The sequence below is a fragment of the Clostridium beijerinckii genome (genome assembly GCA_003129525.1).
GTDB classification, from domain to species: Bacteria; Bacillota; Clostridia; order Clostridiales; family Clostridiaceae; genus Clostridium; species Clostridium beijerinckii_D.
Genome location: CP029329.1, coordinates 618,823 through 636,692, shown reverse-complemented (window position 1 = coordinate 636,692; position 17,870 = coordinate 618,823). Strand labels below are relative to the sequence as shown.

13 protein-coding genes and 2 pseudogenes are annotated in these 17,870 nt (G+C 27.4%); 12 read left to right on the top strand and 3 right to left on the bottom strand.

The window, feature by feature from the left end:
* Nucleotides 1–116: 116 nt before the first annotated feature.
* From DIC82_02580 to DIC82_02570, 3 genes are all read right to left on the bottom strand, one after another.
* A complete protein-coding gene (locus DIC82_02580) occupies nt 117–1,961 on the bottom strand; it encodes a polymerase (protein AWK50043.1) in 1,845 nt (614 codons plus the stop codon).
* Between the two features lie 247 nt (nt 1,962–2,208).
* A complete protein-coding gene (locus DIC82_02575) occupies nt 2,209–3,078 on the bottom strand; it encodes a glycosyl transferase family 2 (protein ID AWK50042.1) in 870 nt (289 codons plus the stop codon).
* Nucleotides 3,079–3,092: 14 nt separating this feature from the next.
* Complete coding sequence (locus tag DIC82_02570) at nt 3,093–4,517, bottom strand: undecaprenyl-phosphate glucose phosphotransferase (GenBank protein ID AWK50041.1); 1,425 nt, start codon at nt 4,515–4,517, stop codon at nt 3,093–3,095.
* A 581-nt stretch (nt 4,518–5,098) separates the two neighbouring features.
* Here DIC82_02570 and DIC82_02565 point away from each other — a divergent pair.
* From DIC82_02565 to DIC82_02510, 12 genes and pseudogenes are all read left to right on the top strand, one after another.
* Nucleotides 5,099–5,635 (top strand): annotated as a pseudogene (locus DIC82_02565) (glucose-1-phosphate thymidylyltransferase).
* Between the two features lie 877 nt (nt 5,636–6,512).
* Nucleotides 6,513–6,857: pseudogene (locus DIC82_02560) on the top strand (glucose-1-phosphate thymidylyltransferase).
* 40 nt (nt 6,858–6,897) lie between these two features.
* Nucleotides 6,898–7,440, top strand: a complete 543-nt coding sequence (gene rfbC, locus DIC82_02555) for a dTDP-4-dehydrorhamnose 3,5-epimerase (protein ID AWK50040.1) — start codon at nt 6,898–6,900, stop codon at nt 7,438–7,440.
* A gap of 155 nt (nt 7,441–7,595) precedes the next feature.
* On the top strand, nt 7,596–8,606 hold the full coding sequence (rfbB, locus tag DIC82_02550) for a dTDP-glucose 4,6-dehydratase (protein ID AWK50039.1): 1,011 nt from the start codon (nt 7,596–7,598) through the stop codon (nt 8,604–8,606).
* Complete coding sequence (locus DIC82_02545) at nt 8,599–9,579, top strand: glycosyl transferase (GenBank protein ID AWK50038.1); 981 nt, start codon at nt 8,599–8,601, stop codon at nt 9,577–9,579. Before rfbB ends, DIC82_02545 begins: the two co-directional genes overlap by 8 nt.
* Nucleotides 9,580–9,706: 127 nt before the next feature.
* Nucleotides 9,707–10,543, top strand: coding sequence for a dTDP-4-dehydrorhamnose reductase (gene rfbD / locus DIC82_02540; protein ID AWK50037.1), 837 nt, complete (start codon nt 9,707–9,709; stop codon nt 10,541–10,543).
* 41 nt (nt 10,544–10,584) lie between these two features.
* Nucleotides 10,585–11,784 (top strand): hypothetical protein, encoded by a 1,200-nt coding sequence (locus tag DIC82_02535; protein AWK50036.1) that lies wholly within the window; start codon nt 10,585–10,587, stop codon nt 11,782–11,784.
* 13 nt (nt 11,785–11,797) lie between these two features.
* Nucleotides 11,798–12,637 carry a glycosyl transferase family 2 gene (locus DIC82_02530; GenBank protein AWK50035.1) on the top strand — a complete coding sequence of 280 codons (840 nt, stop codon included), beginning with the start codon at nt 11,798–11,800 and terminating at the stop codon, nt 12,635–12,637.
* 14 nt (nt 12,638–12,651) lie between these two features.
* The gene (locus tag DIC82_02525) at nt 12,652–13,428 is read left to right on the top strand and encodes an ABC transporter (GenBank protein ID AWK50034.1); all 777 of its coding nucleotides are present in this window, start codon (nt 12,652–12,654) and stop codon (nt 13,426–13,428) included.
* 9 nt (nt 13,429–13,437) lie between these two features.
* Nucleotides 13,438–14,172: a teichoic acid ABC transporter ATP-binding protein gene (locus DIC82_02520; GenBank protein ID AWK50033.1), complete on the top strand. Its 735-nt coding sequence runs from the start codon at nt 13,438–13,440 to the stop codon at nt 14,170–14,172.
* The gene (locus tag DIC82_02515; protein ID AWK50032.1) at nt 14,150–15,175 is read left to right on the top strand and encodes a hypothetical protein; all 1,026 of its coding nucleotides are present in this window, start codon (nt 14,150–14,152) and stop codon (nt 15,173–15,175) included. Before DIC82_02520 ends, DIC82_02515 begins: the two co-directional genes overlap by 23 nt.
* 15 nt (nt 15,176–15,190) lie before the next feature.
* On the top strand, nt 15,191–17,836 hold the full coding sequence (locus DIC82_02510) for a hypothetical protein (GenBank protein ID AWK50031.1): 2,646 nt from the start codon (nt 15,191–15,193) through the stop codon (nt 17,834–17,836).
* The last annotated feature ends 34 nt before the right edge of the window (nt 17,837–17,870 follow it).

Below are 17,870 nucleotides of genomic sequence, written 5' to 3'. Positions count from 1 at the left end.
AAAAGAATATATTACTTCACGGATATTTAAACATTAAATTGTATTAATTATTAAATAATACTTAATCAAGGAGAATATAAAATTCCCATAATTGATAATTGATAATTGAAAAATGATTACTTTATCTTCCCTGTACGAATTCCATCTCTATTTATAAAGTTAAGAGCAACCCCAACTCCAAGAACTATCCAAAACACAGGAGCAACACTTACAACTGAGTCGTTGAAGATTCCTGCAAATAAGTACCCGATAATCCCTAAGCAGGTAATAGCACCTAGCATTATAGATCTTTCTTCGAAGTGTTCTTTAAAAGCATAAAGCTTTATACTATCAACAATGTAAATAACCATCATGGCTAAGAAGGCTAGTAATGCAATAACACCATAATTAATAGCTATTTGTAAGTAAAGATTATGTGCCTTATCTACAACTATATTTGGAGTATCATAAGCATAATATTTACCTATTAAATCTCCTTGTGGGAATTCAAAAGCGAAGGTATCAGGACCAGTACCGAGTATAAAAGTATCTTTAATAAGTGGAATAGCTCTTGACCAAATATATCCTCTAGAAGAACCTAGTTTCTCTTTTCCTTTAAATCCAAAGGTTTCAGGATATTCTAAATCAACATATTGTTTACTACTCATATCCATTAACTGAAAAGCTTTATTATCATTTAATTTAAATAAAAATTCTGGTTTAGCATTAATATTTAAAAGAAGAGAATCTGAAATGATTGATTTTTTGTCAAGCTTTCCAAACGCAAAAGTAATGTTTTTAAAGGATTCAGTATTAGTTGTCAGTACTTTATCTTTTAATGTATATTCCACTATCTCATCCTGTGAATTTTTAAATACAGGAGATCCATTTTCATAACTGATTTTTAAAGTATCATTAGGTAATAGAACTTCAGTAATTGAATCACTATATTTTATGTCTTTAACAGGAGTATGCTCTGTATAATCAAAGTCACTTGTATCTTTAAAAATACTAATAGCATCAGTAGCCAAACTAGGAATTCTATCAAAAATACTTCCCTTAGAAACAAAATTTGCACCAATAAGTAATATTATTAAAACACCAATTCCTATGAGGATTCCTTTCTTACGTTTAATAAGTAACTTCCAAAATATAATAATACCAAATATAATTGATCCTAAAACACCAACAATTCCTGAACGAGCTGAACTACCAAATAATAACCAAAAAGAAAGTAGAGTGCCAATGAATGACATTATCTTATACATAACATCATCTTCAAAAATTGTATAGCAAAATAATATAGGTAAAACAATAGAAACAAAGCTACCCACGTAATTATAACTAAATAAAGTTCCATAAATTGTACCCTTTTCATTTAATAGATTTACTTGAGAATTAGCACTTTGATATTGACTAGGCATAACTATAGACTTACCTAAAGAAGTTTGAATTAAGTCTTGGCCAATATATTGAAAAATACCTAAAAATGCATTAATGAATACTAATATTAAAAGTGGAGTGATAATATACTTATAATCGTTAGTAGTTCTAAAGGTATAAATTGAATATATGAAAAGAATCATATAACAAGTAATTGTAATAAGACCTTCAGATCTATCAAATATTCCCCAAAAAGATACTTCTCTGTATTTCGAAAATATTGCAGAAAGTAAAGTGAAAAGTGAAAAAATACCACATGCAATTAAAGTATAATTAATAACTTTATCTTTTTTACTAAATATTTTCTTGAAAAAGATAATACTAATAGCAATCAATATAATTGAAAAAATCATTAAAAAGAATGATTTTTTCTGTGAAAACAAATCAATTTGAGTTGCAGTACCCCATATATTAATTGTATGCTCATCAACTTTAACAACTGTCATACGAACAATTAAGGGAATGATCCCTAGTATAAATGCAATTGGAAAGAAAAAATTAAAAGATTTTTCTTTTGAATTATTTTTTAAGTTTGCCATTTTTTACACATCCTAATATGTTTATTTTGTAATTTATGATTCATAGCTTCTTGTAAATCAATTGATTTATTCATATAAATATGTAATATTATAACACTCAAAATGAGCCATTGCAATTAAGCAGAGTACTACTTATTTTATTAAAATTGAATATATTATTTTGAGTTAAATTTTTCTAAGTGAAAAAAATAAGCCACACATTGTAGGTGGCTTATATCTATGATAATAAATTTAATATTAAGATATGCTACTTAAAAGCATTTTTGATTATTTCTAATAAGTACTTTGCCCAAATGCCTATATACACAAGATGTGATATAGTAAAATTATATTCTTTATAGTAGTGTTTTCTATAAAATATCCACATTGCTTTATGAAAATCATAGATAACTTTAGTCCTTTTCTTTTTAGAGCTGCCACCTTTGTAATGAATAATTTGTGCCTTTGGATAGTAAAGTATTTTATACCCGCCTTCTTTAATACGATAACATAAGTCTATATCTTCACCATACATAAAGAAATTTTCATCAAGTAATCCGACTTCATCAAGTACTGATTTACGCATAAGCATAAATGCACCCATAAGACAATCAACTTCGCCTACTTTATCTTCATGTAAATGTAGTGCATCATATTGCCCATATTTTATTGGATCTTTTTTATATAACTTCAACAAATAATAAAGAGATGCTTTAGGTGTTGGGAAGCCACGTTTGCAAGCATGATCAAGTTTGCCATCTGGTAGAACAACCTTGCAACCTAATGCACCTATACTATTGTCTAATTCCATTTGAGCTAAGCATTTTTCTAAACAATCTTCTTTAATTACAGTATCAGAATTTAATAGTAATATGTATTCTCCTTTGGAAACTCTCATTCCTATATTATTAGCTTTTGCAAAACCTAAGTTATCTTCATTTATAAATATTCGCAAAATGCATTCAGACATAAGGTCATTAAATTCTTCTCGCAATTTTTGAATACTACCATCAACAGAAGCATTATCAACTAATAATATTTCATAATCAAAAGTATGTTCTTTTTGAATTATAGATTCAATAGTTTGCTTTGTAAGAGTATAAGTATTGTAATTCACAATAATAATAGATAACTTCATCCTAACACCTCTTTTTAATTGTCAATTGTCATATGTTCATTGTCAAGTGTATCAGATTTAATTATAATCTGTTCATTATTTTTAAATCCTTTAAAAGCAGTTTGAAATAATATACTTATATCCAGTAGTATATTCCAGTTTTCTATATAATATATATCATATTCAATCCTCTTTTTAATTGAGGTATCACCCCTAAAACCATTTACTTGAGCTAGTCCAGTTATTCCAGGTTTTACTTGATGCTTGACCATATAAAGTGGAATTTCATTTTTGAAATTATCCACAAAATGAGGCAGCTCAGGTCTAGGCCCTATTAAACTCATATCGCCTTTTAATACATTAAAAAATTGAGGTAATTCATCTATAGAAAATTTACGAATAAAAGATCCAAATTTAGTTTTTCTAGGATCAGAATTCGTACTCCACCCTGTTTCTTCCTGAGAATTAACTTTCATAGATCTAAATTTATACATTGTAAATAGCTTCTTATTTAAACCTACACGATTTTGCTTAAAGATAATGGGTCCTTTTGAAGTACATCTAATGATTAAAGTGGTAATAAGCATAACTGGACTTGAAAGTATTATTAAAACAAGTGAACCAAGTATATCTATTGCTCTCTTCGTAAATGCATTCCCTAAATTATCTAAAGGTATTCTTCTAACGTTAATAAGAGGAATACTTCCAATTTGATCAATATAAGGTTGACTAGGAATGTATTTATAGCAAAATGGAATTATAGAAATTTTTGTACCACTTTTTTCACAATCTGAAACTACATTTTCCAAGTATTTTGAATCAGATATATCAAGAGCACAAACAACTTCGTCAGGCTTGTACTTAGTTAAAACATTTAATAAATCATCGTAATTTCCAAGTTTCTCACCTTTAAAGTCTGATCTGTCTGCTACATATCCGGAATAATTATAACCATAACTCTTATTTGAGTTAATCACTTCTAAGTATTCATTTGCTACTTCACCTGCACCAGCAATTATTACATGCTTTAAGTTTAATCCTTTTAATCTAATTTTTGATAAAGATTTTCTTAAAATAAATCGCTTAGTAACAACTAACGTAATATTTACAAAATAAAAAATAACAATAACCCATCTAGAGATATCAACTAATCTAAATATGAATAATAATGATAATAAAATAGCTGTTAGGATTGTATTTGATTTAATAATTTGAATACATTCTTTAATAAAAGTTGTTGTTCTAAATGAATGGTACAGATTAAAAAAGTTAAAAACAATAAGATTTATAGGAATTATGATAACTGCAAATTTAATATATGTATTTAATGTAATGTAACCTGTATCAGGTGAGAATATATAAAAACGGATTAAATATGCCAAAGTCATTGATATAAATAAAATTAGAATATCTGTTAGAGCATTAATTTTATTTAAAAAATTTTGATTTTCTTTTATCATTTATAATCCTCCTATACAATTTGCAATTGACAATGCACAATTGTCAACTAAGGAACAAAACCCTATAAGTTTCTTAAAAATATATATTTTTAAGAAATGCTGGGAAGTTTCACTCATAATTGATAATTATCATATATCTAATATCAGATGTATGATATCATTTTATACAAGATTTTGCAATAAATCAGGAATTCATTACTAACTATTTTCATGGATGTTAAGGTATAACTTGAGAAATTATATAGGGAATTTTAAGATTAAAAAAGACTGAAACTTTTATAATTTGTAAATTAATAATTATTTTCCAATACATAAAGATATATAAGAAATTATATGAATATAAAATTTATGGATAATATTACTCATTGTATTAAAGATGTCATATAACTTAAATAACTACCAATGGAATGAATATATAAAATTCGTTTATTTCTTTGTTCTGATATGTTAAAATTAACATATGAAAATAATGCATAATTTTAATTTATAAGACAAATTCTTATAAAGTTTAGAAGAAATAATATGAAAATTTAATTTTAGTTATTTATAAACTTTCAATATATTAGGAAGAAGTGATAATTTTGACAAAAGGTATAATATTAGCAGGTGGTAGTGGAACAAGACTTTATCCATTGACAATGGTAACTTCAAAACAACTTTTGCCAGTATATGATAAACCAATGATTTATTATCCACTATCAACTTTGATGTTAGCTGGAATTAAGGATATATTAATAATTTCAACACCAAAGGATTTACCTAATTTTGAAAAATTATTAGGTGATGGTTCGAGATATGGGATTAATTTATCTTATAAAGAACAACCATCTCCAGATGGATTAGCGCAAGCCTTTATATTAGGTGAAGAATTTATTGGAGATGATAACTGTGCTATGATACTCGGAGATAATATATTCCATGGAAATGGATTGACAAAACATTTAAAAAGAGCAGTAGAAAATGAAGGTCGTGGAACAGTTTTTGGTTATTATGTAGATGACCCAGAACGCTTTGGTGTAGTGGAATTTGATAAAAGTGGAAAGGCTATATCTTTAGAAGAAAAGCCTGAAATACCAAAATCCAATTATGCAGTTACAGGACTTTATTTTTATGATAGTGCGACACGTTGTAATATGAAAAGTATTGCCTAAATAGCGAAGCTATTTAAGAACTAATAATTTGAAAAGTCAAATGAGAGGGTAACGCCTTGAAGGGCTTTCTCTGATACTCCGAATAGCATTTTTATTTATAAGAATAAATTTGTTATAAGCTCGGTGAAGTCGGCTGAGAATACACCCTAACAATTTTGAAAGAGATTGTGGAAAAGCGAACCAGAGGTGGTCGAGTGTATGATAGGTCGGGAGTCCATAAAAGACCTATGGTAAGAATGTCTAAATTATAAAAGACTGACAAAGTTCCGAATGTAAGGTTCTAAAAAAAAATGGAGCAGAAATGCGTCACCTACCGAAGTTGTAGGGTCTGTGAGGGTGAGTAAAATTTGTCGTTATGAAAATCCTTATACTGTTACAGGCAGTATTGTGCAGACAGGATTATAGGAACTACCTAAGGGTATATGAAAGGATAAAATTATTGGAACGTGGTAAGCTGATAACGCAGAGGACTTATATCCAACGAAGCGGTAGCAAGGAAAGACAGAATGTTATAACTTGCTTTAATATCAGTGAAAGTAGTGGCATAGTACCAGTGAAGTTATGGAAACATAATGGAGGGATAGCCACAAGTCAATGAAATGGGAAACATTTTATTATACAATACAATCAGGTTCGAGTAAGAATAAGAGAAGCAGAACGTTGGAAAAATTCCAATGAAAGACGCTGACTGTATGGGATATTATGAATAATAATATTTTCAGTTGTATGGATAAAATATAGTAAAACTTCATTGATGGAACGCAGTGTGCGGTGAAAGTCGCAAGCACTGTGTGGAGGAGGGGAAAAGGCAGAGATAACTTCAAAGTCTTACCTATTCCTATATAAAGTATGTGAATATGCAAAGGCCTTAAAACCTTCGCCACGTGGTGAATTAGAAATCACGGATTTAAACAACATTTATCTTGAAAATGGCAAACTAGATGTAATAACTCTTGGACGTGGATATGGTTGGCTTGATACAGGAACAGTAGATAGTTTAACAGAAGCAGCTGAGTATGTTAAAGTAATCGAAACTAGACAAGGACTTAAAATAGCGTGTTTAGAAGAAATTTCTTACAAAAATGGCTGGATTGATAAAGAAATATTATTAGAAAGTGCAAAACAGTATGGTAAAAGTCCATATGGACAACACTTGAGAAATGTTGCAGAGGGAAAAGTCATTTATTAATTGACAATGTAAATTGTACATTGAAAAAAGGTGTGTAATAATGAATTTAATTAAAACTAAATTAGAAGGCGTGTATATAGTAGAACCACATGTTTTTGGTGATGAAAGAGGATGGTTTATGGAAACTTACTCTAAGATTAAAACACCAGAAATAGCTTGTGATTTTGTACAAGATAATCAATCATATTCAAAGGAAAAAGGAATACTTAGAGGTATTCACTTCCAAAATGAAAAGCATGCTCAAGCAAAATTAGTACGTTGTGTTAGAGGTGCAGTTTTAGATGTAGCAGTGGATTTAAGAAAAGGTTCTAGTACATATAAACAGTGGGTAGCTGTAGAGCTTTCAGCAGAAAACAAAAAGCAATTGTTTATTCCAAGGGGATTTGGACATGGATTTTTAACTTTGACTGATGATGTTGAGTTTGTATACAAAACAGATAATTATTATAATTATGAAAGTGATCGTAGTATTCTTTGGTGTGATCCAGAAATAAATGTGGATTGGAATGTAGAAAATCCAATAATTTCTGATAAGGATGCTAAGGCACCATTTTTGAAGGATAGCGATTGTAGTTTTAAGTGATGATCTAAATCTATGATTTAGTCAGTAGAACTTACGCCTATGAATGTATATGAATAGGAGTTTCCGTTTATAGAAGTAAGTATACGGACTTAGAAGTGTTTAAACATAAATATTGGTATTAATTAGCAAAGTTTAATTAGGAGTGTGAAAAAAGAATGAAGATAGTAATAACAGGTGGAGCTGGTTTTATTGGAGGGAATTTTGTTCATTATATGCTTAATAAATATAATGATTATAAAATAATATGTGTAGACTGTTTAACTTATGCTGGAAACATGGAGACCTTATCATCAGTTAAAGAAAATCCTAATTTTAACTTTTACAAAATAGATATAGCTGACAGAGATGCTGTGTTTAATATGTTTGAGGCAGAAAAACCAGACATGATAATAAATTTTGCAGCGGAAAGTCATGTGGATCGTTCAATTGAAAATCCTGAAGTATTTTTAAATACTAATGTTATAGGAACAGGGGTATTGCTTGACGCGTGCAAAAAATATGGAATAAAGAGATATCATCAAGTATCTACAGATGAAGTTTATGGAGATTTACCTCTTGATAGACCAGATTTATTCTTTACAGAAGAAACTCCACTTAGTGCTTCAAGCCCATATTCAGCAAGTAAAGCATCAGCTGATCTTCTAGTAGGGGCTTATTATCGTACATTTAATATTCCTGTAACTATTTCACGTTGCTCTAATAACTATGGACCATATCATTTCCCAGAAAAGCTAATTCCGCTTATGATAGCAAATGCATTAAATGGGAAAGACTTACCTGTATATGGCACTGGAGAAAATGTGCGTGACTGGCTATATGTAGAGGATCATTGCAGTGCAATTGATTTAATAATCCATAATGGAAGAGTTGGAGAAGTTTATAACATTGGCGGACATAACGAAAGAACAAATTTAGAAGTAGTTAAGACTATTATTCATGAACTAGGAAAATCAGAAGACCTTATTAAATTTGTTGGAGATCGAATGGGTCATGATATGCGTTATGCTATAGATCCGACAAAGATTCATAATGAATTAGGATGGTTACCAACAACAACTTTTGATGAAGGCATTAAAAAGACTATTAAGTGGTATTTAGATAATAAGCCCTGGTGGCAAAGTATAATTAGTGGAGACTATCAATTGTTAAGGTGTTTTTATGATTAAAGAAGATAATTGCAATTTAGAAAAAATCAATAGTAAAAAAGATTTACCATTAGTATCTATATTATTAGCTGTTTACAAACCAAATGAAACTTGGTTTGTAGAACAGCTGATTTCGTTAAATAATCAAACATATGATAATATAGAATTATTAATTTATGATGATTGTCCTGATTATCCTGTTGATGAAGAACTAATAAAAAAACATATAATTAATTTCACATATAATTTGATTAGAGGTACTAAAAATGAAGGCTCTAATAAAGCTTTTGAACACCTTACAAAACAAGGCAATGGAGAGTTTTTTTCATATTGTGATCAAGATGATATATGGGAAATTAATAAAATAGAAAGTTTAGTAAAATTAATTCGAAGTGAAAATTCTGTGCTTGCTTATAGTGATATGTCAGTTATAGATGGGGATGGAAATCATATAGCAGATAGTTTAATAAAAGTAAAATCAAGAATAAAATATATTTATGGAGAAAATCTTTTTTCTAGCTTTTTCTTTAAGAACTGCGTTTCAGGATGTTGTATGCTTATAAATAGTAAAATAGCTAAAAAGGCTGTTCCGTTTTCAAGAGTTACCATACATGATCAGTGGCTTTGCATTGTATCTGGCTGGTACGGTAAAATATCCTTTGTGGATAAACCTTTGGTAAAATATAGAATACATGAGAATAATCAAACTGGAAGTTTTAAGGGTGTTTATAGTAAAAAAGATTACTATAATTTAAGGGTAAACATATTACAACAACGAATTGATGACGTAAAAAGGTGTATTAATGGTATGGATTTAAATAGTGATAACATTGATTTAACGCATATTGAGATTTTTTGCGATGCTAGAATAAATAAAAATATCTTAAAAATTTTGAAATATAGTTATTTAGATAAAAAGGAAGCATATTTTGAAATTATCATAAAATATATGCCTAATTGGTTGTTTAAGATTTTAATTAAAAAATTAAAGTAGGATTCAATGGACAGTTGACAATTAAGGAAGAAAAGCCTATGCCTTTTCAAAAATATAATTAAGAAATTACAAAGTAATTTAATAAATAATTGTCAATTATCAAGTAAAAAAAGGTGTGAATATAAAAATGATACTTGTTACTGGAGCTAAAGGACAACTAGGTTTTGATGTTATAAAGGAATTAAATAAAAGAAATATAAAATGCATAGGTATTGGTAGAGAAGATTTGGACATTACAGATATTACTGCTACTTATGAATATATTTTAAAATTAAAACCAGAATGTGTTATACATTGTGCAGCATATACAGCAGTAGATAATGCTGAAGATGAAAAAGAAATGTGTTATAATGTCAATGTATTAAGTACAGAAAATATAGCAAAAGCTTGTCAAAGGGTAAATGCTAAGATGATTTACATATCTACAGATTATGTTTTTGATGGACAGGGAGATACTTCTTTTGAGATTGATGGAAATATCAATCCACTTTCAGTTTATGGAAAAACTAAATATGAAGGTGAATTAAAAGTAAAAGAAATTTTAGATAAGTATTTTATAGTTAGAATTTCTTGGGTGTTTGGACTTAATGGTAATAATTTTATTAAAACAATGGTTAAACTAGGAAAAGAAAAAGAAAGCTTAAACGTTGTATGCGACCAAATAGGAAGCCCTACTTATACTTTTGATTTAGCACCACTTTTATGTGATATCGCTGTATCTGAAAAGTATGGAGTGTATCATGCAACTAATGAAGGATTTTGTTCTTGGGCTGAATTTGCTGAAGAAATTATGAGAAAAGCAAACTTAAATTGTGTAATAAATCCTATTCCTACAAGGGAGTATAAAACAAAGGCTGTAAGACCTTTAAATTCAAGATTGTCTAAGAATAGTCTTATAGATAATGGATTTAAGTTATTGCCAAGGTGGGAAGATGCTTTGGATAGATTTTTAAGATCAAAATAGAATTTTATATAAGCTACTGAGAAATATGGAGGGATATAGTAATGAAATATATTATAAATGGGATAGATATGTTTTTTACTGGAATTGTTATGTATATTCTATATCCTTTATTACCTAAGGAAATTTGGATAATATCTGAAAGGGCAGATCAAGCTCAAGATAACGGTATTGCTTTTTTTAGATATTTAAATAAAGAACAACCACAAACAACAAGTGTTTACTTATTAGAAAAAGGATGTAAAGAGATAGATGATGTAAAGCTAATAGGGCAAGTTATTATTAAAGGAACACTAAAGCATAAACTTTATTTTTTAAAGAGCAAAGTCATTGCTTCTACAGAAAAGAATATTATTGAACCCTGGGGAAGTAGAATGTTTTATGCACATTTCGGCAAAGTATTTCCTAAAAAATTAAAGGTGTTTTTACAACATGGAATTACAGATAAAGATGTTAGTGCAGTTTATGGAAAGAGTGTTTCAGATATTGATTTATTTGTAACTACTACAGATAAAGAAAAGAAATTTATAATAGATAAGTTTGGATATGATGAAAATGAAATCGCCAATGTAGGTTTTTGCAGATATGATGAACTTATTAAATATAAAAATGAGAATAATAAAGAAAATATTATTTTATATATGCCTACATGGAGAAGATATTTATTCAATATAGCTAATACAGAGCCAGAATATTTAGAAACAGCAAAAAAGGAATTCTTAAAATCAGATTATTATAATACCATTCAAACATTATTGAATGATAAAAAACTTAATGAAATTCTAAAAAAAGAGCAATTTAAATTAGTATTTATTACACATCATGGTATGAATAAATTGGGAGAACTTTTTAAAGTTTCTTCTGACAATATAAAAATATATAAATCAGAACAAGTTAAAATAGCAGAGTTGCTTGGAAAAGCTAAACTTTTTATAACGGATTATTCAAGTGTACATTTTGATAGTGCATATATAGGAAATATAAATATTTATTATCAATTTGACCAAGAAAAATTTATAAAAGAGCATGCAGGAAGGTCATATTTTCAATATGATAGAGATGGATTTGGTGATATAGTAAAAGAAAAAGATGATTTGTTAGAAAAAATTTATGAAGTGATTAGAAAAGGGGACGAAGGAAATGAAGTGTATTCTAAAAGAGCACATACATTTTTTAAGTTTCAGGATGAAAATAACTGTAAGAGACTATTTGATTTAATTAGAGAGCGATTGTCTCAAAATTAAAGGAGGACATTCTTTGTATAATATATCTATTATTATTCGAACATCTACAAGATACATATTTTTAGATAGAGCCATTAAAGATATTATGAATCAAACATATAAACAGTGGAAAATTATATTAGTTAATGATAAGGGTGAACTAAAAAAAATACAAGATATCATAAATAATAAGGTGCCAAAGGAGCAATATGTTATTATTAACAATGAAGGTGCGTCAGGGTTACATAAAGCTATTAATCTAGGTGCTAAGGCAGTAGATACAGAAATGGTAGTAATGCATGATGACGATGATACATGGGATATTCATTTTCTAGAAGAAACAGTTGGGTACCTTGAATCAAATTCAGAGTGTATGGGTGTGCTTACTCACAGTAATAAGATATACGAAAAAGTAGTAAATGATCAAATAAAAAAAGGCAAAATCAAACCATTTAATACAGATTTAAAGGATGTAATTAGTTTATATGATATGATTAAAAATAATTTATTCTCACCTATATCTTTTGTATATAGAACAAAGGTATATGAAGAAGTGGGATACTTTGATGATTCTTTAGAAGTGTTAGAAGATTGGGAATTTAATTTAAGATTTTTAATGAAGTATGATATATATATTATAGAAAAAAACTTAGCTAATTATCATATTAGAGAAGATAATAATATACAAGAATCTTTTAAAAATACAGTTACATCTAAGAAAAAGTTACATCAAAAATATGACACTATTATTAGAAATAGATATTTAAGAGAAGATTTAAATAATAAACAATTGGGGATTGGAACACTAATGAATATTCTAAAATGGTCTGATAATAGAGTGATGAAGAGACTCAAGAAATACATACGTAGATAGAAGGAGAAAGTACAATGGTTACACAAATAGAAACGTTCCGTAATTATAGAGCTTTATTATGGGAATTTGTAAAAAAAGATATTAAATTAAAATATAGAAATTCAGTATTGGGAATAGTGTGGAGTATGCTTAATCCATTGCTTATAATGGTAGTTTTAACCTTTATATTTTCTAATATATTCAAAAGCAAAATACCTAACTTTCCAGTGTACTGTTTGTCAGGAAGACTTATTTATGATTTCTTTGCTCAATCAACTAATCAATGTATGAATAGTATTACAGGAAAGAGCTCTCTTATTAAGAAGATATATGTACCTAAATATTTATATCCTTTATCTAAAGTAATATCTTCATTTATAATATCTTTAATTTCATTCATACCTTTAATAATTATTATGATTGTAATGAAAGAACATGTTACAAAGATGATATTACTTGTTTTCTATCCATTAGTCTGTTTATTTCTTATTTCATTAGGAATAGGTCTTATACTGGCTACAGTAAATGTATTTTTTAGAGATATGCAACATTTATATTCAGTAGTTTTACTTATAATTATGTATATGTCTGCTATATTCTATTCTACTGATATTATAAATGCTAAATATGTATTTGTAATGAAATTAAATCCTATATTTCCGGTTATAACAGTTTTTAGAGATTGTATATTATATGGAAAGGTAACTGAATACGGGAATTGGATTCTATGTTCAGTTTATGCAGTATTAGCCATGATTATTGGATTAATAGCATTTTATAAGAAGCAAGATAAATTTATTTTGCATATATAGGAGGTAAAAATGAAAGATACAGTAATAAGCCTTCAAAATGTAGGAATGCATTTTAGGAAATCTACTCAAAAGGTTGATTCATTTAAAGAATATATTATAAAGAAATTTAAAGGGCAAATAACTTACGAAGAGTTTATAGCTCTCAATAATATAAATTTAGAAATTCAAAAAGGTGAGGTAATAGGATTTGTAGGGTTAAATGGAGCAGGCAAAAGTACATTACTTAAAGTTGTTTCAGGGGTACAAAAACCAACTGTAGGTAAAATTGCAGTAAAAGGAAAGGTATCTCCACTATTAGAACTAGGGGCAGGCTTTGATAATGATCTTACTGGAAGAGAAAATATATACTTAAATGGATTAATACTAGGTTATGATAAAAAGTTTATTAATAGTAAGCTAGATGAAATTATAGACTTTGCTGAAATAAGAGAATTTATAGATACACCTATTAAAAATTACTCATCAGGTATGAAAGCAAGACTTGGTTTTTCAGTTGCTACTGTCAAAGTACCACAAATTCTTATAGTAGATGAAGTACTTTCTGTGGGAGATGGTAGATTTAGAAAGAAAAGTGAAGATCGTATGTTAGAACTGATTAAATCAGATGCAACAGTATTATTTGTATCACATTCAATAGCACAAATTAGAAGGTTATGTACAAAAGTAGTATGGCTAGAAAAAGGTCAGGTTAAGATGGTAGGCGATACTACAGAAGTATGTGATGCATATGAAGCGTATTTATAAATTTAGCATTATAATACCAATCTATAACTCAGGTAAGTACTTAGAAGAATGTATAGATAGCGTAATAAATCAAAAAAATATTAAATTTGAAGAAGATGTACAATTGATTTTGGTTAATGATGGAAGTGAGGATAATAGTGAAGAAATTTGCTTGAAGTTTAAGAAGTTATATGTAGATAATATTGTATACATAGAAAAAGAAAATGAAGGAGTAAGTAGTGCACGTAATAAGGGATTAGAAGTGGCAGAAGGACAGTATATTAATTTTTTAGACTCAGATGATATGTTATCTAGTAATACTTTAGAAAACATTGAAAAGTTCTTTTTAAAGCATGGTAATGAGATAGATGTGGTTAGCATTCCAATTTATTTCTTTGAGGGAAAGAATGAATCTCATTTATTAAATTATAAGTTTAATAAAGGTGAGATTATAGATATACAAAAGTATTATGATTTTATCCAAATGTCTATTAGTGGAACATTTATAAAATATAGTAGAATTAGTGATAAGAAATTTAAGGAAGAATTGAAATATGGAGAAGATGCGTATTTGATTACTAGTATTATATTAGAAAAAAATAAGTATGGAGTGTTAAAAGATGCTAAATATTTATATAGATATAGATCAACTATGGAATCTACTATGCAGGAGTCATGGAGAAAAAAAGAGTGGTTTTTAGAGAGTATGGACAAATTTACATTAGATCTAATAAATTTAGGGAATAGAGACTATAGAACTATACCTAAGTATCTTCAATATATTATTTTATATGATTTAAGTTGGAAAGTAAGCGTAGGAAAAAAGGCGAAAGATACACTAACAGATGAAGAATTGAGTCAATATTTTGATAAGTTAAGAATAGCATTAAAGTCTGTTAAATGGAATGTAATATTAAAATATAAGAGAGTTAATAAAAAATGTATGATTATTTTATATCTAATAAAGTACTGTAATGCAGATATATTTAAAGAAAAATACATAAAGTTTATATGGGATAGATAGGAGAAATTGATTATTATGATAGAGAAGTACTATAGCTATAAATATAAATTTTCAATAATTATGGCAGTTTATAATGTAGAAAAATATTTGGATGAAACAATGCAAAGTTTGATAGAACAAAGCTTAGATTTTAGAACATATGTACAAGTGATATTTATAAATGATGGAAGTAAGGATAACAGTGAAGAAATTTGCTTAAAGTATAAGAATTTATATCCAGATAATATTATATATATAAAAAAAGAAAATGGAGGAGTAAGTAGTGCACGTAATAAGGGATTAGAAGTAGCAGAAGGACAGTATATTAATTTTTTAGATCCAGATGATAAATTATCAGCCAATACATTACTAACTGTAGGAAAATTTTTTGATAATCATTATTATGAAATTGATTTGGTAGCAATACCATTGCAATTTTTTGATGCTAAGACAGGAGGACATCCATTAAATAGAAAATTTAAGGGTAATAGAATAATTGATATAGAAAAAGAATTTAAAAGTATTGTACTATCGTCAAGTAGTTCCTTTATAAAATCACATATAGTTAAAAATTATAGGTTTGATGAAAATCTTAGATATGGAGAAGATGCACATCTGATTAATAGAATTATTTTAAGAACAGGTAAATATGGAACAATAGAAAATTGTAAATACTTGTATAGGAAAAGAAAGGATGGAACATCTGCAATAGATAATAGTGGTGAATCTAAAGATTGGTATACAGAATTTTTAAATAAGGGACCTATGGATTTAATGGAAGAATCCCAAAAAGTATATGGAGAAGTAATAAAGTATATTCAATATTTAGTTATGTATGATTTAAAATGGCGTGTACATATAGAAACATTGAAAAATAGTAATATGAATGATAAAGAGAAAGATGAATTCATAGAAACGATAGAAGAAATTTTAAAGCAAATTGATGATGATGTAATTTTAGAAACTGATACAAAATTAAGATATAAATTATTTATGCTAGAGATGAAATATGGAAATGATTTGAAGTATATACTAAGCTTTTTAAAAGATAATTGCAAGATATTGTTTAAAAATAGGGTATTATGCGATTTGAAGGATAGTACTTTAGCAGTACAGGTATTAGATATAAAAGATGATTTGCTTACTATAGAAGGATATACTGAGGTTGCTCTTGCTGGGGAATTATATGAAGTAGTAGCAACAATTAATAATAAGGAATTTAAATCTCAACACATAAATAGGCCAGATAAAAATGTCAATGCATTAGATAAAATTATATTAGATAGAAAAGGATTTAGAATAAAAATAGATCTTAAAAAGACTGGTATTGGAGATATTAAATTACAAATAAAAATAAATAATAATTATATAAGGCCTAGAATCTGGATTGATAGAAATGTAAGATTATATAGTTTTATTGATGAATCTTATTTTACTCAAGATAAATATTGTATAGTTTATATATATAATTGTTTTGTAATACTTCATAATAATATAAAGACTCGCATAGGCAGAGAATTTAGATTTGCACAACAATTATATAAAAGTAATAATAAAAAAATGATTTTATATAGATTAATATTAAAACTTATAAAATCTATAAATAGAAAAAAAATATGGTTATTTATGGATAGAGTTGATAGAGCAGATGATAATGCAGAACATTTATTTAAATATTCTAATAAACAAAATGATAAGATAAAGAAATATTTCATATTAAGTAAAGATAGTACTGATTGGAACAGATTATCACAAATAGGTCATGTAATAGATTATGGATCAATTAAACATAAAATGTTATTTATATTATGTGATAAAATGATTTCGGCTCATACTGGAGATTTTGCAAGGCATCAATTTGATGGAAATGGAATTTTATTACGAAATTTAGTTGACTTTGATTTTATATTCTTACAACATGGTATTATAAAAGATGATTTATCATTTAATTTAAATAGATATAATACACAATTTAAAATGTTTGTTACATCAGCTGAAAAAGAATATGAATCTATTATAAATGGAAATTATTATTATAATGAGGATGTGATTAAATTAACGGGTCTACCAAGATATGATAATTTGATTAATAATGATAAAAAACAAATATTTATAATTCCTACATGGAATAAAGAGGTGGTAGGACCAATTGATCCAGAGACTAGGTTGAGAATTTATAACCCTAAATTTAAAGAAAGTGATTATTTTAAAATATATAATTCTTTAATAAATGATAGAAAATTAATTGAGTATGCTAAAAAATATAATTATGAAATATTATTTTATCCACATCCAGAGATTTACCAACAAGTTGAAGACTTTTCGAAAAACGATTATGTTAAATTTATAAATCATGAAGTAAGTTATCAAAAGTTATTAACAGAATCTAGTTTACTAATAACCGATTATTCATCTATAGCTTTTGATTTTGCTTATATGAAAAAACCAGTAATTTATTTTCAATGGTATGAAAATCATTATGAGCAAGGATATTTCGATTATGAAACTATGGGGATGGGTGAGGTTTGTAGAGAATATAATGAGCTCATTGAAACTATGATAAATTATATGAAAAATGGATGTAAAATGAAAGATGAATATATAGATAGAGTAAACGCTTTTTATAGGTATACAGATACAAATAATTGTAAGAGAGTCTATGAAGAAATAAACAGAATATAAATTAAAAATTTAATATACAATAATGGAGTTATTA

What these genes read in the sequence shown, in the direction of transcription:
- DIC82_02580 (AWK50043.1), bottom strand. Translation starts at nt 1,961, where the DNA reads ATGGCAAACTTAAAAAATAATTCAAAAGAAAAATCTTTTAATTTTTTC.
- DIC82_02575 (AWK50042.1), bottom strand. Translation starts at nt 3,078, where the DNA reads ATGAAGTTATCTATTATTATTGTGAATTACAATACTTATACTCTTACA.
- DIC82_02570 (AWK50041.1), bottom strand. Translation starts at nt 4,517, where the DNA reads ATGATAAAAGAAAATCAAAATTTTTTAAATAAAATTAATGCTCTAACA.
- rfbC (AWK50040.1), top strand. Translation starts at nt 6,898, where the DNA reads ATGAATTTAATTAAAACTAAATTAGAAGGCGTGTATATAGTAGAACCA.
- rfbB (AWK50039.1), top strand. Translation starts at nt 7,596, where the DNA reads ATGAAGATAGTAATAACAGGTGGAGCTGGTTTTATTGGAGGGAATTTT.
- DIC82_02545 (AWK50038.1), top strand. Translation starts at nt 8,599, where the DNA reads ATGATTAAAGAAGATAATTGCAATTTAGAAAAAATCAATAGTAAAAAA.
- rfbD (AWK50037.1), top strand. Translation starts at nt 9,707, where the DNA reads ATGATACTTGTTACTGGAGCTAAAGGACAACTAGGTTTTGATGTTATA.
- DIC82_02535 (AWK50036.1), top strand. Translation starts at nt 10,585, where the DNA reads ATGAAATATATTATAAATGGGATAGATATGTTTTTTACTGGAATTGTT.
- DIC82_02525 (AWK50034.1), top strand. Translation starts at nt 12,652, where the DNA reads ATGGTTACACAAATAGAAACGTTCCGTAATTATAGAGCTTTATTATGG.
- DIC82_02520 (AWK50033.1), top strand. Translation starts at nt 13,438, where the DNA reads ATGAAAGATACAGTAATAAGCCTTCAAAATGTAGGAATGCATTTTAGG.
- DIC82_02515 (AWK50032.1), top strand. Translation starts at nt 14,150, where the DNA reads ATGCATATGAAGCGTATTTATAAATTTAGCATTATAATACCAATCTAT.
- DIC82_02510 (AWK50031.1), top strand. Translation starts at nt 15,191, where the DNA reads ATGATAGAGAAGTACTATAGCTATAAATATAAATTTTCAATAATTATG.